Origin of the sequence: Streptomyces sp. NPDC090445 (genome assembly GCF_044769385.1) — a bacterium.
Taxonomy (GTDB): Bacteria; Actinomycetota; Actinomycetes; order Streptomycetales; family Streptomycetaceae; genus Streptomyces.
In genome coordinates this window covers 121,980-144,123 of the sequence record NZ_JBIVXV010000010.1, presented here as the reverse complement: position 1 = coordinate 144,123, position 22,144 = coordinate 121,980, and the positions used below count along the sequence as shown (strand labels likewise).

The 22,144-nt window shown below is 73.6% G+C and carries 14 protein-coding genes and 1 pseudogene; 10 read left to right on the top strand and 5 right to left on the bottom strand.

What is annotated here, in order from left to right:
• Window positions 1–179: 179 nt before the first annotated feature.
• Entirely contained in the window at window positions 180–2,339 is a 2,160-nt protein-coding gene (locus tag ACIQUT_RS21190; RefSeq protein WP_403564601.1) for a RecQ family ATP-dependent DNA helicase, read from the bottom strand.
• Between the two features lie 123 nt (window positions 2,340–2,462).
• Here ACIQUT_RS21190 and ACIQUT_RS21185 point away from each other — a divergent pair, with 123 nt between their 5' ends.
• The 7 genes and pseudogenes from ACIQUT_RS21185 to ACIQUT_RS21155 form a co-directional block, all read left to right on the top strand.
• A complete protein-coding gene (locus ACIQUT_RS21185; protein WP_403564599.1) occupies window positions 2,463–3,725 on the top strand; it encodes a DUF4192 domain-containing protein in 1,263 nt (420 codons plus the stop codon).
• Window positions 3,726–3,960: 235 nt separating this feature from the next.
• A complete protein-coding gene (locus ACIQUT_RS21180) occupies window positions 3,961–5,928 on the top strand; it encodes a glycogen debranching N-terminal domain-containing protein (protein ID WP_403564597.1) in 1,968 nt (655 codons plus the stop codon).
• A gap of 69 nt (window positions 5,929–5,997) precedes the next feature.
• Window positions 5,998–6,744 (top strand): NUDIX domain-containing protein, encoded by a 747-nt coding sequence (locus tag ACIQUT_RS21175; protein ID WP_403564595.1) that lies wholly within the window; start codon window positions 5,998–6,000, stop codon window positions 6,742–6,744.
• 155 nt (window positions 6,745–6,899) lie between these two features.
• Window positions 6,900–8,738: an ATP-binding cassette domain-containing protein gene (locus ACIQUT_RS21170; RefSeq protein WP_403564593.1), complete on the top strand. Its 1,839-nt coding sequence runs from the start codon at window positions 6,900–6,902 to the stop codon at window positions 8,736–8,738.
• A 137-nt stretch (window positions 8,739–8,875) separates the two neighbouring features.
• Complete coding sequence (locus ACIQUT_RS21165) at window positions 8,876–9,817, top strand: FadR/GntR family transcriptional regulator (protein ID WP_403564592.1); 942 nt, start codon at window positions 8,876–8,878, stop codon at window positions 9,815–9,817.
• Between the two features lie 463 nt (window positions 9,818–10,280).
• Window positions 10,281–11,858 (top strand): RNA polymerase sigma factor, encoded by a 1,578-nt coding sequence (locus ACIQUT_RS21160; RefSeq protein ID WP_403564590.1) that lies wholly within the window; start codon window positions 10,281–10,283, stop codon window positions 11,856–11,858.
• Window positions 11,859–12,035: 177 nt separating this feature from the next.
• Window positions 12,036–12,842: pseudogene (locus ACIQUT_RS21155) on the top strand (S1 family peptidase); the annotation flags it as partial.
• A 357-nt stretch (window positions 12,843–13,199) separates the two neighbouring features.
• Here the strand turns inward: ACIQUT_RS21155 and ACIQUT_RS21150 are convergent.
• Complete coding sequence (locus tag ACIQUT_RS21150; RefSeq protein ID WP_114054552.1) at window positions 13,200–13,433, bottom strand: hypothetical protein; 234 nt, start codon at window positions 13,431–13,433, stop codon at window positions 13,200–13,202.
• A gap of 459 nt (window positions 13,434–13,892) precedes the next feature.
• Between ACIQUT_RS21150 and ACIQUT_RS21145 the strand changes: the two genes are divergently transcribed.
• From ACIQUT_RS21145 to ACIQUT_RS21135, 3 genes are all read left to right on the top strand, one after another.
• On the top strand, window positions 13,893–16,013 hold the full coding sequence (locus tag ACIQUT_RS21145) for a type IIA DNA topoisomerase subunit B (RefSeq protein ID WP_403564589.1): 2,121 nt from the start codon (window positions 13,893–13,895) through the stop codon (window positions 16,011–16,013).
• Between the two features lie 231 nt (window positions 16,014–16,244).
• A complete protein-coding gene (locus ACIQUT_RS21140) occupies window positions 16,245–16,751 on the top strand; it encodes a DUF485 domain-containing protein (RefSeq protein WP_403564587.1) in 507 nt (168 codons plus the stop codon).
• Window positions 16,748–18,340: a cation acetate symporter gene (locus ACIQUT_RS21135; RefSeq protein WP_403564586.1), complete on the top strand. Its 1,593-nt coding sequence runs from the start codon at window positions 16,748–16,750 to the stop codon at window positions 18,338–18,340. Before ACIQUT_RS21140 ends, ACIQUT_RS21135 begins: the two co-directional genes overlap by 4 nt.
• Before the next feature lie 32 nt (window positions 18,341–18,372).
• On the opposite strand, the gene ACIQUT_RS21130 is transcribed toward ACIQUT_RS21135, so the two are convergent.
• The 3 genes from ACIQUT_RS21130 to ACIQUT_RS21120 all read right to left on the bottom strand — a co-directional run bounded on the left by ACIQUT_RS21130 (window position 18,373) and on the right by ACIQUT_RS21120 (window position 22,081).
• Entirely contained in the window at window positions 18,373–19,071 is a 699-nt protein-coding gene (locus ACIQUT_RS21130) for a response regulator (protein WP_403564584.1), read from the bottom strand.
• Window positions 19,068–20,684, bottom strand: coding sequence for an ATP-binding protein (locus tag ACIQUT_RS21125; RefSeq protein ID WP_403564583.1), 1,617 nt, complete (start codon window positions 20,682–20,684; stop codon window positions 19,068–19,070). Before ACIQUT_RS21125 ends, ACIQUT_RS21130 begins: the two co-directional genes overlap by 4 nt.
• 116 nt (window positions 20,685–20,800) lie before the next feature.
• Complete coding sequence (locus tag ACIQUT_RS21120) at window positions 20,801–22,081, bottom strand: citrate synthase (protein WP_403564582.1); 1,281 nt, start codon at window positions 22,079–22,081, stop codon at window positions 20,801–20,803.
• Window positions 22,082–22,144: the final 63 nt, after the last annotated feature.

The window sequence follows — 22,144 nt, the reverse complement described above, 5'->3', positions numbered from 1 at the left end:
GCACAACTGGAGTGCGGGCGCGCCGCGGCACGGCCCAGTGTGTGCCGTCGAACGCGGGAGCTCTCCAATTCTCGCGTGGTGCGCGAGCGCGCGGCAATGAGCAATTGACGCCGCCGACCGGAATTCGCCTGTATGCCGCTCATATCCTTGCCCCGCCGCGCCGACGGCGCCCCATCCGGCTACGGCTGAACCGCGAGCACCAGCGGAAACACCTCCTTCGCGCCTTCCTGACGGAGCAGCCGGGCGGCCACCGCGAGGGTCCAGCCGGTCTCCGCCCGGTCGTCGACGAGCAGTACGGGGCCCGCCGCCGCGGACAGTGCCGCGGCCAGCTCCGGAGGCACGGCCAGGGCCCGGTGGAGTCCGCGCACCCGCTGGGCGCTGTTGGACGAGGGCAGGCCGAATTCCGGGACCTGGTCGGTGTAGGCCAGCGCTCCGAGCAGGGGGAGCCGGCCGACCTCCGCGATGCGCGCGGCCAGCGAGCCGACCAGCCGGGGGCGGCTGCGCGAGGGCAGGGACACCACTCCCACCGGCCGGGCGGGCGCGTCCGGGGCGCCCGATGCCCAGCCGCCCGGGCCCCGTGCCCAGTCGGCGAGAACCGCGACCACGGCCTGCGCCACATCGTCCGGGACGGTCTCGTCCGGGGCCCCCGTGCTCAGCATCGGACGGAGCCGGTTGCCCCAGCCGATGTCGGAGAGCCGGCCGAGCGCCCGCCCCGGCGCGGCCTGCTCCCCGGCGGGGATACGGCCCTTGAGGTCGACGCCGACGGCCGCGAGTCCGGTCGGCCACATCCGCCGCGGCTCCAACTCCACGCCGGGACGGCCGAGCTCGCCCCGCGCGGTGTCCAGGGCGGTGCCGGAGACGTCCGCGGTGAACCGGGCCCCGGCACAGTTGTCGCAGCGGCCGCACGGCTCCGCCTCCCCGTCGTCCAACTGCCGGCGCAGGAACTCCATCCGGCACCCCGTGGCCGCGGCATAGTCCCGCATGGCCTGCTGCTCGGCGGCCCGCTGGCGGGCCACCCAGGCGTAGCGCTCGGCGTCGTACACCCACGGTTCGCCCGTCGCGGTCCAGCCGCCCTTGACGCGGTGCACCGCGCCGTCCACGTCGAGGACCTTGAGCATCGCCTCCAGCCGGGTGCGCCGCAGGTCCACCAGCGGTTCCAGGGCGGGCAGCGACAGCGGTCTGTCCGCCTGGGCCAGCACGTCCAGGGTGCGGCGCACCTGCTCCTCCGGCGGGAAGGCCACCGAGGCGAAGTACTGCCAGATGGCCTCGTCCTCGCGGCCCGGCAGCAGCAGCACCTCCGCGTGCTCCACACCGCGTCCGGCGCGGCCGACCTGCTGGTAGTACGCGATGGGCGAGGACGGCGAGCCCAGGTGCACGACGAAGCCCAGGTCGGGCTTGTCGAAGCCCATGCCGAGGGCCGACGTCGCGACGAGGGCCTTGACCCGGTTGGCCTGGAGGTCGTCCTCTGCCTGCTGGCGGTCGGCGTTCTCCGTCTTGCCGGTGTACGAGGCCACCGTGTGACCGCGGTGGCGCAGGTACGCGGTGACTTCCTCGGCCGCGGCCACGGTCAGCGTGTAGATGATCCCGGATCCGGGCAGTTCGCCCAGGTGGTCGGCGAGCCAGGCCAGCCGGTGCGCGGCGTCGGGCAGGGTGAGCACGGCCAGGCTCAGGCTCTCCCGGTCCAGCGGGCCGCGCAGCACGAGCGCGTCGCTCCCGGCCCCCGTACCCAGTTGCTCGGCGACGTCGGCGGTCACCCGGGCATTGGCCGTGGCGGTCGTCGCCAGCACCGGGACACCGGGCGGCAGGTCGGCCAGCATCGTGCGCAGCCGCCGGTAGTCGGGGCGGAAGTCGTGCCCCCAGTCGGAGATGCAGTGGGCCTCGTCCACCACGAGCAGTCCGGTTGCGGCGGCGAGCTTGGGCAGGACCTGGTCGCGGAAGTCGGGGTTGTTGAGCCGCTCGGGGCTCACGAGCAGGACGTCCACCTCGCCCGCCGCCACCTCGGCCTGGATCCCCTCCCACTCCTCAGGGTTGGCGGAGTTGATGGTGCGGGCGTGGATGCCGGCGCGGGCCGCGGCCTCGACCTGATTGCGCATCAGTGCGAGCAGTGGGGAGACGATGACGGTGGGTCCGGCGCCGGCGGCCCGCAGCAGCGAGGTGGCGACGAAGTACACCGCGGACTTGCCCCAGCCGGTGCGCTGCACCACCAGGGCGCGCCGCTTGTGCGCCACCAGTGCCTCGATCGCGAGCCATTGGTCCTCGCGCAGGCGGGCGGTGCCCGTGGTGTCGCCCACGAGACGGGCCAGTACGGAGTCGGCCGAGGACCTCAGGTCTGCGTTCATGCCCCCATGCAACCCGATGCCTCCGACATCGCGCCAACCGCGACCCGAACCTGTGGATGTTGAAAAATTGACGAGTTATCCACAGGGCTTTCGGGATCGGATCCTGCGCGGGACCGTCGGGGCATGACGAACGAGCACGCATCGCCCACCCCGTCCGGTCGGCCCTCCATCAACCCGTCCGGATCTCCCACCGACCCGCAGATCACCCTGCGCAGCCCCGCCGAGCTGGCCGACGCGCTGCCCTACCTGCTCGGGTTCCACCCCACCGACTCCCTCGTCATGGTCGCCGTGCACGGCGAGGGCGGGCGCTTCGGAGGCCGGCTCCGGCTCGGCATCCCCGCCGCGCCCGCAGAGTGGGAGGACACCGCCCGGCTCGTCGCCGAAAGCCTGATCCAGGGCAGCGAGCGGCGCGCCGCCAAGCCCGACGGCATCATCCTGTTCCTGTACCAGGACCCGCGCGCCGGCGAGAGCGGCCAGCGGGTGATGACCCGGCTGCGGCCCCTGGCCCAGCGGATCAGGCTGGCCTGCGGCGCGCTCGACGTGCCCGTCCTGGAGGCCCTGTGCATCTCCGGCGGCCGGTACTGGTCCTACTGCTGTCCCGACGAGCGCTGCTGCCCGGCCGAGGGCAGCGTCCTGGCGGCCCCCGGCACCTCGGTGGCAGCGGCCGCCGCCACCTTCGCGGGCCTGCGGATCCGCGGCTCCCTGCGGGAGATCGAGGGGCGCCTCGCGCCGCTGAACGGGGCGACCGCGCGGGAGATGGAGTGCGCCCTCGACCAAGCCGCCGCCACCCTCGTCCCGAGGATCCTCGACGGGGCGAGCCGGAAGGACATCGGCGCCGAGACCATCACGCTGGCCCGCACCCTCATGCAGCGGCTGACCCTCGCCCCGCCCGTCGAGGGCGGGCCCGGCGCCGACGACTGGGACGACGCCCTGCTCGGGCACGACGAGGCCGCGACCCTGATCCTCGGCCTCCAGGACCGCGAGACACGGGACATCGCAGCCGAATGGATGGAGGATGAGGAGGCCGCCGCCGCGCTGCGCCTGTGGCGGGCCCTGGCCAGGCGTTGCGTCGGCGCCTACGGCGAGCACGCGGCGGCGCCGCTCACCCTCGCCGGCTGGGTCTCGTGGTCCACCGGGGACGAGCCGACCGCCCGCATCGTCCTGGGGCTCGCCCTGCGGGCCGACGCCGACTACCGCTTCGCCCAACTGCTCCACCAGGCCTGCAACGAGGGCATCGACCCGGAGGGGCTGCGGGCCTGCCTGCGGGCCGAGCGGCGGCGCAGGGAACCCCGCCGCAAGCGCATTGCGGCCCTCAAGCGCCCGCCGGGCCGCAAGGACCGGGGAGTCCGCCGCGAGGGCCGCCGCACCACCGGGAGCGACCGATGAGCCGGGGCCTGTTCCGGGGGCGCACCGGGGCCCGTGAGCCGCGGGATCGCGCAGTGCGGACCGCCACGGACGCCGCGGCGGCGAAGCGGGGGATCGGCCGTTGTTCCGGCCCGAGCCGCCGCCGGGGCCCGTGACCCGCGCGGGGGCGGGGGCGTTCCCCAGGAGGGTGACGGGGGCCCGGCCCCGCCGCCCGGCGGAACCGACCGGAGCGCAGCGCGCCCAGACAAGGCGGACCATGGCCCACTCTGTAATCCCAGCCCCCAGACCCGAGCTGCCGCCCGTGCACGGGGCCGTCATCTGCGTATCGGCGCCCTGCCTGGTCATCTCGCCCGAGCATGGTCAGCTCACCGGCCGCGGGATCGACGGGATCTACCGGTCCGGGCGGCGGCTCCTGTCCCGCTGCGTGCTCAGGGTCGGCGGCCGGGAGCCGGTCGCGGTCCAGGGGCGCAGCCTCGGCGCCGACCGGGCCTCGTTCACCGCGGCCGTCCGCACGGGCGGCGAAGCCGGGCCCGATCCCGACGTCGGCGTCGATCGGGTGCGGTACGCGGACGGCACCGAGCGGATCACCCTGCGCAGCTTCACCGCCCGCCCGGTGCGCCTGCCCGTGGAGATCCTGCTCGGCACGGACCTCGCCGAGCTTGCCGCGGTGGCCGCCGGCCGGGCCGGGCCGGAACTGCCCGCGGGGGTGCATGCCGCCGGGCTGCGCTGGAGCACGGGCGAGGCACAGGCCGTCACTGTGGCCGAACCGGCGCCGGACGACGTGCTCGCCTCCGCGGGGCTGCTGCGCTGGCAGCTCGATCTGGGGCCGGGGGAGTCCCGCACCATCGAGCTGCGGACCACGCACGCCCGTACCTCCAGGGCGCCGGCCGGGCAGGTGGCCAACCCGCTGTCCGACGCCAGGGCCGAGTGCGACGATCCGCGGGCCGAGGCCTGGTTCCGGACCAGCGTCGAGGACCTCGGCGCGCTGCTCCTGCGGGACCACGAGCAGCCGGCCGACGCCTTCGCCGCCGCCGGCGTGCCGTGGCGGCTCGGGCTGGCCCCCGCGGAGTCCCTGTGGGCCGCCAGGATGGCACTGCCGCTCGGGACCGGGCTCGCCGCGGCCACCCTGCGCACCCTGGCCCGGACCCAGGCGGGCGGCCGCGGCCCCGATGCCGGGAAGATCCCCGGTCCGCTGCGCGGCGCCGGCCCGCAGCTCCCGCCGGGGTGCACCGGCACCGAGGCCACGCTCGCCTTCCCGGCGGTACTCGCCGAAGCACGGCGGTGGGGGATGCCCGAAGGGGACGTGGCCCGGCTGCTCCCGGCCGCCGAGCAGTGCCTGGACTGGCTCCGCGGGGCCCTGGGCGAGGACGGGTTCCTCGCCGACCCGGATCCGGGGCCGCGCCGCTGCGAGACCCAGGCCCACGCCCACCGGGCCGCACTGCTCGGCGCCGACCTGCTGGACGGGTGCGGGCGGCCCGGCGCGCAGGAGTGGCGCGACCGGGCGGAGGCACTGCGCGCCCGGTTCCGGGACCGGTTCTGGATCGACGGCCCCGACGGCGGGAGGCCGGCCGCCGCCCTGCACCCCGACGGGCGGCCGCTGCCCCGGCTCACCGGAGCCGCCGCCCACCTCCTCGACACCGGACTCCTCGGCGGCGGCCTGCCCGCCCCTGGCCTGCTGGACCGGGTCCGGACCGAACAGCTCGTCCGGCTCCTCGGGGCTCCGGCCATGGATTCCGGATGGGGGCTGCGGAGCATGGCCTCACGGGAGCCGGGGCACAACCCCTTCGGCCACCGTTCGGGCGCGGTGCGGGCGTACGAGAGCGCCGTTGCGGTCGCGGGCCTGGCCCAGGCCGGCTTCGCGGAGGAGGCCACCGCATTGCTGCGGGGTCTGCTGGACGCCGCGGAGTGCTTCGGGTTCCGGCTGCCGGAGATGTACGCCGCCGAGCAGCGCACCGCGGGCAGTGCGCCGCTCCCGCACCCGGCGGCCTGCCGTCCGGCCGCGGTGTCCGCGGCCGCCGGGGTCCATGTGCTGGCCGCGCTCGCCGGTATCCGCCCCGACGCCCCGGCGGGCACGGTCGCCCTCGTCCCGCTGCCCGGCGCCCCGCTCGGCGCGCTGCGGCTCTCCGGCCTGCGGGTGGCGGGCGAGCCGTTCGCCCTGCGGATCAGCCGGCTCGGCCTCGGCATGGTGGAGGAGGCCGCGCATGCGCTTCAACTGGGCGGGTAGGCTGCCCGTCGTCGTCTTCAGGATCACGAAAGCTCTGTTTATCGTCAGGAAGACGACTATGATCGCGGCATGTCTCCCTACGACCCGTCGGCCTATCCGCCGTTCGCCGTTACCGTCGACCTGGTCGTGCTCACCGTACGGCGCCACGCCCTCTGCGCACTCGTCGTCCGGCGCGGTGAGCAGCCGTTCCAGGGGCGGTGGGCCCTGCCCGGCGGCTTCGTGCGCGGGGACGAGGACCTGGCGGCGGCCGCGGCCCGGGAGCTCTCCGAGGAAACGGGGCTGTGCGCGCATGACCCCGCCGAGCCGGGCGCGGGCAACGGCGCCCACCTGGAGCAGCTCGCCACGTACGGGGACCCGAAGCGGGATCCGCGGATGCGCGTGGTCAGCGTGGCGCACCTCGTCCTCGCTCCGGACCTGCCCGCGCCCCGCGCCGGCGGAGACGCCAACAGCGCGCGCTGGGCCCCCGTCGACGAGCTCCTGGCGGCCGAGGGGGAAGCGTCCTCCGGACTCGCCTTCGACCATGCCCGGATCCTCGCCGACGGGGTGGAGCGGGCCCGTTCGAAGATCGAGTACTCCTCCCTGGCCACCGCCTTCTGCCCGACCGAGTTCACGGTCGGCGAGCTGCGCCGGGTCTACGAGGCGGTGTGGGGCGTGGCCCTCGACCCCCGCAATTTCCACCGCAAGGTCACCGGGACCCCCGGGTTCCTCGTGCCGGCCGGCGGGACGACGACCCGTCAGGGCGGGCGGCCCGCCCAGCTGTTCCGGGCCGGCGGTGCCACCCTGCTCAACCCGCCGATGCTGCGGCCGGAAGCCTGAGTTCTGGCCCCGGGGTCCGGAGGGTACGGCGCCGATACGGGGGCCGACACGGGGGCGCACGCAGCCAGAATGCGGCGAAAATCGGACATATCGCGTTATCTTGTATGGGGAATTGACCCTGCCGCAGAGCGGTCTCACCCCCCGCGAGGGAAGCGATGCTCCAGGCCATCGGACTCACCAGCACTCCCCGTCGAGACCTTCCGCCCCTCGTGGACGACCTCACCTTCGAGGCCCGCCAGGGCGCCGTCACCGCCCTTCTCGGCGAACCGGGTTCGGGCAAGACCACCGCCCTGCGGCTCATGCTGGAGCTCGAACCGGGCCGCGGTGTCGCCTACTTCCGCGGTCGCCCGCTGCACCGGATCCCGCAGCCCGGCCGTGAGGTCGGCGTACTGCTCGGCGACGTCCCCGGGAACCCCGCGCGGACGGTCCGGGGCCAGCTCCGGATGCTCTGCGCCGCAGCCGGGGTGCCCGCCTCCCGAGCTGACACCGTCCTGGAGCTCGTCGGCGTCGCGGGCCTGCGCGACCAGCGGCTCGGCTCGCTCTCGCTCGGCATGGAGCGCCGGGTGGCCCTGGCCGCCGCCCTGCTGGCCGACCCCTGCACCCTGCTCCTCGACGAGCCCGCCGCGGGACTCTCGCCCCGCGACCGCGGCTGGCTCCACGGCCTGCTGCGCAGCCATGCCGCCCTCGGCGGCGCGGTCCTGTTCACCACCGACGACGCGAAGGAGGCCGCACGCTGCGCGGACCGGGTCGTCAGTATCGCCGCCGGGCGGCTCGTCGCCGACCAGGACGCCGCCGCCTTCGCGCACACCCGGCTGCGGCCGCGGGTCGCCGTGCGCACCCCGCACGCCGCCCGGCTGGCCGACGTGCTGGGCCGGGAGGCCCGGGACGCGCAGCGCCCGGTGGAGATCGTCGAGGAGAGCGGCAACCACCTGTCCGTGTACGGGGCGAACTGCGCCGAGGTCGGCGAGGCGGCCTTCCGCCACGGCGTCCTGGTCCACCAGCTCGCCGACGAGACCGGTGACGCCCGGACGGTCATCGCGCCGGAGGAAGCCCCGGTCCCGCAGGCGCGCGCCGCGTCCTCCGGCACCGAAGGCACCGCCGAAGCGGTCGAAGCGGCCGGAACGGCTGCCCGCTCCTCCCCCGGGGCGTCGGGCCCGACCCCGGCCGGGGACGGGCGCCGGCGGTCCGCCGCCCGGGCGCCCGCCTCGCCGGTGCGCCGGGTGGGCGGCCCGCTGCGGCCGCTGCGCTACGAACTGCTGCGCGTCTTCGGAACCGCCGCGCCCGCTCTCACCGCCGCCCTGGTCGTCGCCGTCTCCGTCGTCACCGCCCTGGCGCTGGCGCGCTCCGGCCAGGCGTCGCAGGGCCGTGTGCTGGTCGCCTGGCCGGAGCTGCTGCCCCTGCCGCCCGCGGCGCTCGGGGCCGGCCTGCTCGGCGCCCTGGCCTTCGGCGAGGAATACCGCTACCCCGCGCTCGCCGCCCATCGCGGCACCGTCCCGCGCCGGATGGGCCTGCTCGCCGCCAAGCTCGCCGTCTGCGCCGCCCTCGCCCTGCTGCTCGGCGCGCTCGCCGTCGCCGCCGACGCCGCGGCCACGCAGCTCGTCTTCGGCAGCGGACCGCTGCGCAATCCCGACCGGTGGATCTCCCCGGTCGTGAGCTGGGCCGGCCTGCTCGTCGGCTGTGCCTGGGCCGGGGTGCTGGCCTCCGGCGTCTTCCGGTCGGCGGCCGCAGGGCTGGCCGCAGTGCTCGCCGTACCGGTCGCGGTGGTGCCGCTCGTGCGGCAGGTGCTGGAGGGCCCGTCTGCGCATCCGGTGACCGGGGTCGTGGCCCGGCTGCGCGGACTGTCCTGGGCGCAGTGGCCCCCGGAGGCCGACCGCCTGGTCCTCGGGGCCCTCCGGGTGATGGCCCAACCCGTGGGCACCGCACTCGTGTTGTCGCTGATGGTCCTGTTGTGCGCCTATGGGTTCACAGGACTGCGCAGTCGCGTCCGCTGGTGATCGATGCGGTCCCGTTCGCGGCCGCAGTGTGACCGGACGCGCTCGTATCGGGTGAACGGGACCGCAACTCCCCATGAAAAGCCCGGTTCTTTACGATAAGTCGTCAATTGCGCAGGTGACACCTATCACCCTTTCGTGTGCTTTTCACCAAAGACCTCAAGGCTCATGAAGGCGCGGCCGACAAAGGATTCGTGAGTACCCTTGCGCACACCATGATGACCGCCGCCCGCCATGCCGATTCCGGCCTCGCCGGCCCGGGCGAACTGGACCGCTATCCCTACACGGAGTCCTCCGGGACCGACCGCGTCGCAGCGCCCCACTGGGACGGCGCCGACGTCGAGTTGAGCCGGGTCGGCCGCCGCGCGGCGGGCAGCCGCGGCCGCGGGCTCCACGGCCAACTCGTCCAGCAGCTCGGCCAGATGATCGTCTCCGGCGACCTGGGCGCGGACCGCCCGCTGGTCCCCGAGGAGATCGGCCAGCGCTTCGAGGTCTCCCGCACGGTGGTCCGCGAATCGCTGCGCGTGCTGGAGGCCAAGGGCCTCGTCAGCGCCCGCCCCAACGTCGGCACCCGGGTCCGCCCCGTCGCCGACTGGAACCTCCTCGACCCCGACATCATCGAGTGGCGCGCCTTCGGCCCCCAGCGCGAGGACCAGCGCCGCGAGCTCAACGAGCTCCGCTGGACCATCGAGCCCCTCGCCGCCCGCCTCGCCGCGGGCCACGGCCGCGCGGACATCCAGCAGCGCCTCGCCGACATGGTCGAGATCATGGGCCACACCCTCGGGCAGGGGGACGCGATCACCTTCGCGCGCGCCGACAACGAGTTCCACGCCCTCCTCATCCAGGTCGCGGGCAACCGCATGCTGGAGCACCTCTCCGGCATCGTCTCCGCCGCGCTCCAGGTCTCCGGCAGCCCCACGACGACCTGCGACCGCCCCAGCGAAACCTGCGTCGCACACCACGCGCGGATCGTCGAGGCCCTCGCCGCGGGGGACGCGGCCGGCGCGGAGAGCGCGATGCGCCAGCTGCTGACGGTGCACCCCGAGGTCGAGCGCGTGGTACCCGCCCCGCGCGAGCACTGACGGAGCCGCCCGGACGGAAGGCGCGGAGGTACTCGCACATGTCGCCGGACCCGGCCGGGTCCGGCGACACCAGCGTGAGCGGTCCTTCGCCACCGGACTTCCGCAGCACCGCCGGACTTCCGCGGCGCGCGGATCCGGCCCCCACCGGGCCCTTTCCGGCCGTTTTGCGACCCTGCGCCGGCCGCCTGCAGATACCGTCCGACCTGCGCATATGCCCCTCCAGGCGGCCCATCCGACCCCCCGTTGTGACTTGGGCCACGAAGATTGGGGCGTAACGCTCTGCGAAGTCAAGCGATGACCTAGAGAGGTGATGGCCGACGGAGGGAAGACAGCAGCCCTTGCGGGTGCTGTACAGCTCCCCGGCCCCTGCCCGCGCCCCCGGCCCATCCCCAGTCGGTGGTCGTCGGCTCCGGTCCAGCACCACCCGGCCGGGGTCGGAAGCCGTTTCCATCGTTCCGAGAGGTTGTTCGTGTCGGCCAGCACATCCCGTACGCTCCCGCCGGAAATCGCCGATTCCGAGTCTGTGATGGCGCTCATCGAGCGGGGCAAGGCCGAGGGGCAGATCGCCGGCGATGACGTGCGTCGGGCCTTCGAGGCTGACCAGATTCCTGCGACCCAGTGGAAGAATGTTCTGCGCAGCCTCAACCAGATCCTCGAGGAAGAGGGTGTGACGCTGATGGTCAGTGCCGCGGAGTCGCCCAAGCGCACCACCCGCAAGAGCGTCGCAGCGAAGACCCCGGCCAAGCGGACGGCCACGAAGACCGCCGCGACGAAGACGACGGCTGCGCGGACCGCCGCGGCACCGGCGGCCGAAACGGCGGACCCGGAGCCGGCGGACGCGCTGGAGCAGGAGCCCGCAAGCGAGCCCGCCGCGAAGAAGGCGGCAGCGAAGAAGACGGCAGCGAAGAAGACGGCGGCCAAGAAGGCCGCGCCCGCCGCGAAGAAGACGGCCGCGAAGAAGGCGGCGGCGAAGAAGGACACCGACGAGATCGCCGAGGAGGAGCTCCTCGAAGAGGGCCCCGGCGAGGTCAAGGGCGACGCCGAAGAGGAGGAGGACGGCGGCGAGAGCAAGGGCTTCGTCATCTCCGACGACGAGGACGACGCCCCGGCCCAGCAGGTCGCCGTGGCCGGCGCCACCGCCGACCCGGTCAAGGACTACCTCAAGCAGATCGGCAAGGTCCCGCTCCTCAACGCCGAGCAGGAGGTCGAGCTCGCCAAGCGGATCGAGGCCGGCCTGTTCGCCGAGGACAAGCTGGCCGGCTCGGACAAGCTGGCCCCCAAGCTCAAGCGCGAGCTGGAGATCATCGCCGAGGACGGCCGCCGGGCCAAGAACCACCTGCTGGAGGCCAACCTCCGTCTCGTGGTGTCCCTCGCCAAGCGCTACACCGGCCGCGGCATGCTCTTCCTGGACCTGATCCAGGAGGGGAACCTGGGCCTGATCCGCGCGGTGGAGAAGTTCGACTACACCAAGGGCTACAAGTTCTCCACCTACGCGACCTGGTGGATCCGGCAGGCGATCACCCGTGCCATGGCCGACCAGGCCCGCACGATCCGCATCCCCGTCCACATGGTCGAGGTGATCAACAAGCTCGCCCGCGTGCAGCGGCAGATGCTCCAGGACCTGGGCCGCGAGCCCACCCCGGAGGAGCTGGCCAAGGAACTCGACATGACCCCCGAGAAGGTCATCGAGGTCCAGAAGTACGGCCGCGAGCCGATCTCCCTGCACACCCCGCTCGGCGAGGACGGCGACAGCGAGTTCGGCGACCTCATCGAGGACTCCGAGGCGGTCGTCCCGGCCGACGCGGTCAGCTTCACGCTCCTGCAGGAGCAGCTGCACTCGGTCCTCGACACCCTCAGCGAGCGCGAGGCCGGCGTCGTCTCCATGCGCTTCGGCCTCACCGACGGTCAGCCCAAGACCCTCGACGAGATCGGCAAGGTCTACGGCGTGACGCGCGAGCGCATCCGCCAGATCGAGTCGAAGACGATGTCGAAGCTGCGCCACCCGTCCCGCTCCCAGGTACTGCGCGACTACCTGGACTGACGGGCATCCGGTCCGACTGACGGGCATCCGGTCCGACTGCCCGGCCCTGCCCCGGCCGGCTCTGTCCGGCCCCGGCCGGGCAGGCCGAGCCGTCGGCGGGGGCCGCGCGCGGGTGCGCACGGCCCCCGGGCATCCCACTCTGGGTGGAGTCATCCACACGCAGAGTCAGGAGGCCCGATGCGTCGACCCTTTTCCCGTGCTCTGGCGGGTGCGCTGGCCCTGGCGGCGGGGGCGGCCGCGGCGCCGCTGGCCCGCGCGCCGCAGGCGGCCGCGGACAGTGTGGTGATCGGCGGCAGGCCGGTGAAGGTGGCCGATAGCCCCTGGGTGGTGGCCCTGGCCAGCCGTGACCGGTTCGGCGGTATCCGGGCCGGTCAGTTCTGCGGCGGCGTCCTCGTGAGCCCGACCCGGGTGGTCACCGCGGCCCACTGCCTGAGCCGCGAGGTGCTGGGCAGCCCGGTCGACGGCGTACCCGACCTCCGGGTGATCACCGGACGCACGGAGCTGAGGGCGGCCGAGGGCAGGGAGATCGCGGTGCGCGCGGCCCGGGTGAACCCGGACTACGACCCGCACAGCAACACCGGGGACCTGGCCGTCCTGGAACTCGACGAAGCCGTACCCGCACGCTCCGTGCTCCCGCCGGCCGGGGAGGGGCATCCCGGCTACGCCGAGGGCAGTGAGGCCGTCGTCTACGGATGGGGCGACACGAGCGGATTCGGCGACTACGCGTACGGGCTGCGTGCCGCGCGGGTGACGGTGCTGGAGGACGAGGTGTGCCTGCGCGCCTACCCCGGGGATGCGGACGGCCGGTACCGGCCGGAGTCCATGGTCTGCGCGGGCCACCGCAGCGGAGGCAGGGACGCCTGCCAGGGCGACAGCGGCGGTCCCCTCGTCGCGCAGGGGCGGCTCATCGGCGTGGTGTCCTGGGGGCGGGGCTGCGGCCGGGCGGACAGCCCGGGCGTCTACACGCGTATCGCGGCCTTCGCCGACTTCGTGACGGGCCCGGAGACGGCCCGGCAGCGCGCGGCCGACCAGGACACCACATGGGGAAGCGCAAGGCGCCACGCACCGGCTGCAAGCGCTCTTACAGGGCATCCGGCGGGGCGGGGGGCGGCTCACCGCACTGCTGCCTCACGCGCCGCTGTGGCCTCAGAGGCCCCGGCGGGAGCGCCGACGGTTCTCTCGGCAGCTGTTTTCGGCCACGCGCTCCCCGCGGACCGGCGGGCGCCCGGCGTGCCGGAAGGGCCGCAGACGTGAGGATGGGCGGCACTTCTGGATCTCAGAAGTGCCGCCCATCGACCGGCTTGGCCGGTCCTGGCTCGTCGGATGTGAGGTACAGGCTGGTCAGCGGTCCTCGGTGTCGGCGTGCGCCGCCGGAGCGGACGTCAGCCGCTCGGTCTCATCCTGTATTTCCGCGGCGATCTTCTTGAGTTCCGGCTCGAACTTACGTCCGTGGTGGGCGCAGAAGAGCAGTTCACCACCGCTCAGCAGGACGACGCGCAGATATGCCTGGGCGCCGCAACGGTCGCACCGGTCAGCGGCCGTCAGCGGGGTCGCGGGTGTCAGAACAGTAGTCACGTCGCCTCTTCTCTCAGCTCGACGAGCTGTCGTACCAGGGTCAACATCCAACCAGGCCGAAAACGTTCCCGCTCGCGGCTTTTCCTCGAAACTTCCTTCCGAAGCTGGCCGGCTGCTGCCGGTTGGCGGCGAAGGAGCCGTATTGCGTTGCTTTACGGTTTCGCGTTGTCAGTCGTTCGCTTGCAGCAGTTCGTCTGTCGCAGTTCGTCCTCCCCGGCGCGAGTGCCGGTTGTTCATGAGGACGTGCCCGAACCCTAAATGGTTCATGCCTGGATGGGAACGTGATGTTTGCTTCACCCCCTTGGGGGATCGAACACCCGTGCGGATCTGCACTACGCTGATCCTGGGCGAGGGTGGCGTTGCATCGGCTCTACCAGGCCTCGGTACCCTTCGACGGGCAACCGAGCCACCCTGCGCCCCGACGGGGCCAGAAGAGAAATTCAGCGAGGAGCGAACTGCGTGACCGCCGACACGTCCGTGCCTTCCAGCGCGCTGCTGTCCGGAGCAGACCGGGACGGCTCCAACTACACCGCGCGGCACCTGCTCGTCCTTGAAGGCCTCGAGGCCGTCCGCAAGCGCCCCGGCATGTACATCGGGTCCACCGACAGCCGCGGTCTCATGCACTGCCTGTGGGAGATCATCGACAACGCCGTCGACGAGGCCCTGGGCGGCTACTGCGACCACATCGAGGTGGTCCTCCACGACGACGCCTCCGTCGAGGTCCGTGACAACGGCCGCGGCATCCCCGTCGACGTCGAGCCCAAGACCGGGCTGTCCGGCGTCGAGGTCGTCATGACCAAGCTGCACGCCGGCGGCAAGTTCGGCGGTGGCTCGTACGCGGCCTCCGGCGGTCTGCACGGCGTCGGCGCCTCCGTGGTCAACGCGCTCTCCTCCCGCCTCGACGTCGAGGTCGACCGCGGCAGCTCCACGCACGCGATCAGCTTCCGCCGCGGCGTCCCCGGGGTCTTCGCCGAGCAGGGGCCGGACAGCACGTTCGACCCGGCCAACGGCCTGCGCAAGATCAAGCGCATTGCCAAGGGCAAGACCGGCACCCGGGTCCGCTACTGGGCCGACCGGCAGATCTTCCTCAAGGACGCCCGGCTCTCCCTGGAGACGCTCTACCAGCGCGCCCGCCAGACCGCCTTCCTCGTTCCCGGCCTGACCATCGTCGTCCGCGACGAGCGCGGCATCGACGGCGCCGGCAAGACCGAGGAGGTCTTCCGCTTCGACGGCGGCATCAGCGAGTTCTGCGACTACGTCGCCCAGGACAAGGCCGTCTGCGACGTGCTGCGCCTGACCGGCCAGGGCACCTTCAAGGAGACCGTCCCCGTCCTCGACGAGCGCGGCCACATGACCCCCACCGAGGTCACCCGCGAGCTGGGCGTGGACATCGCCCTGCGCTGGGGCACCGGCTACGAGACCAGCGTCAAGTCTTTCGTCAACATCATCGCCACGCCCAAGGGCGGCACGCACGTCAGCGGCTTCGAGCGCTCGATCACCAAGACCGTGAACGAGGTGCTGCGGTCCGCGAAGCTGCTGCGCGTCGCCGAGGACGACGTCGTCAAGGACGACGCCATGGAGGGCCTGACCGCGGTCGTCACCGTCCGGCTGGCCGAGCCGCAGTTCGAGGGCCAGACCAAGGAGGTGCTGGGCACCTCGGCGGCCACCAGGATCGTCGCCGCCGTCGTCGCCAAGGAGCTCAAGGCCTTCCTGACCTCCACCAAGCGCGACGACAAGCAGCAGGCGCGCGCTGTGATGGAGAAGATCGTCGCGGCGGCCCGGACCCGTATCGCGGCCCGCCAGCACAAGGAGGCGCAGCGGCGGAAGACGGCGCTGGAGACGTCCTCCCTGCCCGCCAAGCTGGCCGACTGCCGCAGCGACGACGTCGAGCGCAGCGAGCTCTTCATCGTCGAGGGCGACTCCGCCCTCGGCACCGCGAAGCTGGCCCGCAATTCCGAATTCCAGGCGCTGCTGCCGATCCGCGGCAAGATTCTGAACGTCCAGAAGTCGTCGGTCTCGGACATGCTGAAGAACGCGGAATGCGGCGCGATCATCCAGGTCATAGGGGCCGGTTCGGGCCGGACCTTCGACATCGACGCCGCGCGGTACGGGAAGATCGTCCTGCTCGTCGACGCCGATGTGGACGGCGCGCACATCCGCTGCCTGCTGCTGACGCTCTTCCAGCGGTACATGCGGCCGATGGTCGAGGCGGGCCGGGTCTTCGCGGCCGTTCCGCCGCTGCACCGGATCGAACTCGTCCAGCCCAAGAAGGGCCAGGACAAGTACGTCTACACGTATTCCGACAATGAACTGCGCCAGACCCTCCTCGAATTCCAGCGGAAGAACATCCGCTACAAGGATTCGATCCAGCGCTACAAGGGTCTGGGCGAGATGGACGCCGACCAGCTGGCCGAGACCACCATGGACCCCCGCCACCGCACCCTGCGCCGGATCAACATCGGCGACCTGGAGGCGGCCGAGCAGGTCTTCGACCTGCTGATGGGCAACGAGGTGGCCCCGCGCAAGGAGTTCATCACCAGCTCCGCCGCGACCCTGGACCGCTCGCGCATCGACGCCTGACCGCTCGACGCCTGACAGTCCTACGTTCGACAGCTCTACGTCTGACCGCCAGGGGCGGCTGCCGGCACCGAACCCGGGTGCCGGCAGCCGCCCCGTCGGCTTCCGGAGCCCCGGAATTCCCGGTTCATCACCTGTTGGAGTGAAGAGCACCGGTACACCAGTCCGGAAACCGCCCATTCCACTCATCCTTGTGCCCACGCCGCCAATGCGGCAGCGGACAAGGAGAGTTCGGTGGACAAGCACAAAGGTCCCGACGCCGGAACGATCCGGCTCGACGACCCCTGGTACGACGCGCTCGCCGTCGGCTGGGGCGAGGGCGAAGGCGGGTACGACGGCACACCGCCGCGGCAGCCCGCCGGCGCCGGCGGGCCCGAGCCCGAGGCGTCCGACAGCATCTACCTGGAAGTGCAGCGCAGCGCCGCCTTCCAGGAGGTCCGCAGCCGCTACCGGGGCTTCGTCGTCCCGGCGACCGCCGGATTCCTCCTCTGGTACGTCGCCTACGTGGTCGCGGCGACGGCAGCGCCCGGCCTCATGGCCCGGCCCGTCGCCGGCGCGGTCAACGTGGCCCTGCTGGCCGGCCTCGGGCAGTTCCTCAGCACCTTCCTGCTGACCTGGGCGTACGCCCGGCACGCACGCAGGCGCAGGGACCGGGCCGCGCTGGACCTGCGCTGGACGGTCTTCGAACAGAACCGGGACCAGGCGCGCGCCCGGAACCGGAGCCGGGGGGCCGGCCGGTGACCACCGAGCACCAGACCCTCGCGCTGATGCTGTTCAGCCTCTTCGTCGCGGTCACCCTGGGCATCACCACATGGGTCAGCCGCAACCGGCGCGGCTCGGCGGAGGAGTTCTACGCGGGCGGGCGGCTGTTCTCCCCGATGGAGAACGGTTTCGCCATCGCCGGCGACTACATGTCCGCCGCGTCCTTCCTCGGCATCTCCGGCCTCATCGCCCTGTTCGGATACGACGGCCTGCTGTACTCCGTGGGATTCCTCGTCGCCTGGCTCGTCGTCCTGTTCCTCGTCGCCGAACTGGTCCGCAACTGCGGGCGCTTCACCCTCGCCGACGTCGTCGCCGCGCGGATGCGCGAGCGGCCCGTCCGGATCGCCGCCGGCACCTCCTCGGTCACCGTCTCGGTGCTCTACCTCGTCGCGCAGATGGTCGGCGCGGGCAGCCTCGTGGGGCTGCTGCTCGGGGACTCGGGCACCGCCACCCGGACGCTCACCGTCATCGCGGTCGGGGCGCTCATGGTGGTGTACGTGTCCTTCGGCGGAATGCGGGCCACCACCTGGATCCAGATCGTGAAGGCCGTCCTGCTCATGGGCGGGGCCGTCACCCTCACCGTGCTCGTCCTGACCCGCTTCCACGGGAACGTCGACCTGCTGCTGACGAGGGCCGCCGAACGCAGCGGGCACGGGCTGCGGTTCCTCGGCCCGGGGCTCAAGTACGGCGGCGACTGGACCTCCCGCTTCGACTTCATGAGCCTCGGCCTGGCGCTGGTCCTCGGCACGGCCGGGCTCCCGCACATCCTGTCGCGCTTCTACACGGTGCCGACCGCGCGGGCGGCCCGCCGCTCGGTGGTGTGGGCGATCGCCCTGATCGGCGGCTTCTACCTGATGACCATCGTGCTCGGCTTCGGGGCGGCCGCGCTGGTCGGCCCGGACGAGGTGCGGGCCTCCAACGCCTCCGGGAACACGGCGGTGCCGCTGCTCGCGGCGTACCTGGGCGGCGGGGCCGACTCCACCGGGGGCGCGGTGCTGTTCGCGCTCGTGGCGGCGATCGCCTTCGCCACCATCCTGGCCGTCGTCGCCGGGATCACGCTCGCTTCCTCGGCCTCCGTCGCCCACGACCTGTACGCCTCGCTCAAGCGCCGCCACGCGCGCCAGCGCAGCGAGGTCGCGGTGGCCAAGACCGCGGCCGTCGGGATCGGGGCCGTGGCGATCGCCCTCGGACTGCTGGCCCAGGACCTGAACGTGGCGTTCCTGGTCGGGCTCGCCTTCGCGGTGGCGGCCTCGGCGAACCTGCCCGTGCTGCTGTACTCGCTGTTCTGGCGCGGCTTCACCACGCGCGGCGCCGTCTGGTCGGTGTACGGGGGCCTGGTCCCGGCGGTGCTGCTGGTGATCCTCTCGCCGGTGGTCTCCGGCAGCCCGGACTCCCTCTTCCCCGGGGTGGACTTCCAGCTCTTCCCGCTGCAGAACCCGGGCCTGGTCTCGATTCCGCTGGGCTTCCTCGCCGGCTGGGCGGGCACGGTCACCTCCGCCGAGGAGGCCGACGCGGCCCGGTACGCGGAGACGGAGGTCCGCGCCCTGACCGGCGCCGGGGCCGTCTGAGCGCCCCGCGGGGGCGGGGTGGGGCGGTGGGGCTACGTTCCGTCGGCCGGCAGCCAGGAGTAGAGGTGTTCCGGGCGGCCCGTCTCGCCGTAGCGCAGGGCCAGGGTGACCCGGCCCGTGCGGTCCAGGAGCTTGAGGTAGCGCTGGGCGGTCTGGCGGCTGATGCCGGCCCGGTCGGCGATCTGCTGCGTCGACAGGGGGCCTTCGGCGGAGCGGAGGACGCGGCGGACCAGTTCCGCGGTCGTGGGGGAGTGCCCCTTCGGCAGCTCGTTGGGGGAGCCTGCCGCGGCCAGGGCGCCGAAGAGCCGGTCGACCTCGGCCTGTTCGGCCTCGCCGCCGGTCTCCAGGGTGCGGCGCAGGGTCCCGTACGCCTCCAGCCGGGTTCGCAGCCCGGCGAAGGTGAACGGTTTGACCAGGTACTGGAGGGCGCCGAGGCGCATCGCGGCCTGCACGGTGGCCAGGTCGCGCGCGGCCGTGACCATGATCACGTCGGTGCGGTGGCCGAGCTGGCGCAGCCGACGGACCAGGTCCAGGCCGCTGCCGTCCGGGAGGTAGTGGTCCAGGAGGATCAGGTCCACCGGGTGGGAGGCGAGGAAGTCCAGCGCCTCGGCCGCCGAATGGACCCGGGCCGCGACGCGGAAGCCGGGAACCTTCGCCACGTACGCCGCGTTGATCAGGGCAACACGCATGTCGTCGTCGACGACCAATACGTGGATCGGGGACTCGCTCATCTCAGGGCCTCCGGGAGTACGACGGAGAACTCCGCCCCTCCGTCCGCTGCTTCCCCGGCCCGGGCCGTGCCGCCGTGCCGCTCCGCGAGGCGGCGTACCAGGGCCAGCCCCAGGCCGCGTTCGCGGTGGGCCGCGGGCTGCTTGGTCGACCAGCCCTCGGTGAAGATCTCCTCGCGGCGGGCGGCCGGGACGCCGGGTCCGCTGTCGCGCACGAGGAGGATCGCCGTCCGGCCCTCGCAGCGCAGCTCGACCTCCACCAGGGGCGCGGCCGACCCGGCCGCCGCGTCCAGGGCGTTGTCCACGAGGTTGCCGGTGATGGTGACGAGGCCGCCGGGGTCGACGAGGCGGTCCGGGAGGAACGTGGTGTCGGCGAGGCGCAGGGGGACGCCCCGCTCGGCCGCGACGGTCGCCTTGCCCACCAGGAGGGCGGCCAGCAGGGGGTCGCGGACCTTCTCGGTGACCTGTTCGGCGGTGCTGCGGTGGCCGCCGACGACCTCGGCCACGAATTCCACCGCCTCCTCCTGCAGGCCGAGCTCCAGCAGGCCGAGGAGGGTGTGGAGGCGGTTGGCGTGCTCGTGGTCCTGTGCGCGGAGGGCGTCGATCAGGCCCTGGGTGGAGTCGAGCTCGCGGCGCAGGTGCTCCAGCTCGGTGCGGTCGCGCAGGGTGGCCACGGCCCCGCCGTCCTCGGTGGGCATTCGGTTGGCGACGAGGACGCGGGAGCCCTGGACGGTGAGCAGGTCCCGGCCCGTGACGCGGCCGGTGAGGACGTCGGCGGTGCGGCCCTCGCCGATCACCTCGCCGAGGGGGCTGCCGGCGAGCGTGCCGGTGCTGTCCGGTGCGAGGCCCAGCAGGCGGGCGGCCTCGTCGTTGACCAGCCGGATCCGGCCGGCGCGGTCGAGGGCGATCACTCCTTCGCGGATGGAGTGCAGCATGGCCTCGCGTTCGGCGAGCAGTCCGGCGATATCGGAGAAGGCCAGGTCGCGGGTCTGGCGCTGGATCCGGCGGGACAGCAGGTAGGCGGCGAGGGCGCCCGCGGCCAGGGCGCCGCCCGCGTACGCCAGCAGGCCGGGGATGGCGCCGAGCAGCCGGTCGCGGACGCTGTCGTAGGCGATGCCGACGGAGACGGCGCCGACGATCTCGCCGTCGGCGGCGACGAGCGGGACCTTGCCGCGGGCGGTGCGGCCCAGGGTTCCGTCGTCGATCGCCATGACCTCGCGGCCGGCGAGGACGTCGCTCGGGTCGGTGGAGACGGGCAGGCCGATCCGGTCGGGGGAGGGGTGTGAGCGGCGGATCCCGTCGAGGTCCATGACGACCACGTACTCGGCACCGGTGGCCCGGCGGATCCGCTCGGCCCCGGCCTGCACCGGGCCGTCCGCGGTCGGCCCGGAGTCCAGCAGGCCGGCGGCCAGCGCCGGGTCGGCGGCGGCGCTCTGGGCGATGGCCAGGGCGCGGCGCATGGCCTGGTCGTCGAGCTGGGCGCCGAGCGGGGCCAGGAAGAGCCCCGTGGCCAGCACGGCGACACCGGCGGCGATGGCCAGCTGGGTGAGCAGGATCTGCGAGACGGCCCGTCTGGGCAGCCCGATGCGCCGAGCGCTCATGGAGAGGAACCGCATGACCAGCAACCGTAGGCCCGCTTCGGCACAAGCGGAATGGCTCCTCCTGCCCCGGGCGCCGGCTGTGGCCCACCCCACCCTGCCGCCCCTGTGCCGGATCCCGGGCTCCGGCCCCGTCAGGGCATCGGCTGGGGCGGGCGCGGGCCCTGGTACTGGCCGCTCGGCCGCATGCGCAGCGGCCGCTCCTCGTACTCCTCCAGGGCGTGCGCCATCCAGCCCGCGGTCCGGGCCACGGCGAACACGGTCTCCCCGGCCTCCGCCGGCATGCCGCAGGACACCGTCAGCACGGCCAGGGCCAGGTCCACATTGGCGTGCAGCCCGTCCTGCCGCGCGGCCGTCGTGGCGACCAGCTCCCGGGCGGCCGCCAGCGCCGGCCGGGCCGCCGGCACGCCCTCCAGCCGGGCGAACAGGGCCGTGGCCCGGGGGTCCTCGCCCGCGTACAGCCGGTGTCCGAGCCCGGGGACGCGCCGCCCCGCCCGCAGGTGGTCGGCGACGACGGGTGCGGCCGCGCCCCGTTCCAGGACCTCCGCCAGCGTCCGGTGGGCGAGCCGCCCGGCCGCGCCGTGCAGCGGCCCTTCGAGGACGCCCAGTCCTGCGGAGACCGCCGCGTACGGGTGGGCCCGCGCCGAGGCGGCGACCCGTACGGCCAGGGTGGAGGCGGCCAGGTCGTGGTCGATGAGCAGGGCGAGGGCCAGGTCGAGGGCGTCCAGGGCGGCCGCTTCCGGCTCCCGGGCGGTCAGCCGGGGCCACAGCCGCTCCGCCAGCAGCCCGCCTTCCGCAGTTCCGGTCCGCTCCCCGTCCGGCTGCCCGGACGGGGAGCCGGGCTCCCGCCCGACCTCCGGCAGGGCGCCGACCAGGGTCGGGATCAGGCAGCGGGCGGAGCCGAGCACGGCTTCCGCGGACAGGTCGAAGCGCAGCGGGTCCGCCACCGCGGCCGCGGCGGTGGCCACCCGCAGCCGGTCGATCGGCCCGGCGTGCTCGGGCAGGGCGGCCACGGCGTGCCGGGCGGCCGTGAGCTGCCCGTCGGGAGCCGTGAAGCGGGCCCCGCGCGGCAGGGCCCCTGTCCAGAGCCACTCCGCGACCTCCTCGTAGCAGTACCGCGAGGCGAGCCCGACGGCGTCCACGCCGCGGAACCAGTACCGGTCGGGCTCGATGAGGGTGAGCGAGGTCCGTACCGAGAGCTCCCCGGCCGCGGGGGCCGCGGCCTCGCGCCGGCTGCGCCGGGCCAGGGCCTCCACCTCGGCCGCGTCGAAGGTGCTGCCGCGGCCCACGGCGTCGCGGCGGCTGGTGAGCTGGCCGCGGCTGACGTACGCGTACACGGTCGCGGGTTTCACCCCGAGCAGCTCCGCCGCCTGGCGGGTGGTGAGCCGTCGTCCGCCGTGCGCCTGATCGTCCATGACAGGCAGGCTATCAATGTTGATTGAATCAACATTGACAAGGATTTGATCCATCATGGATGG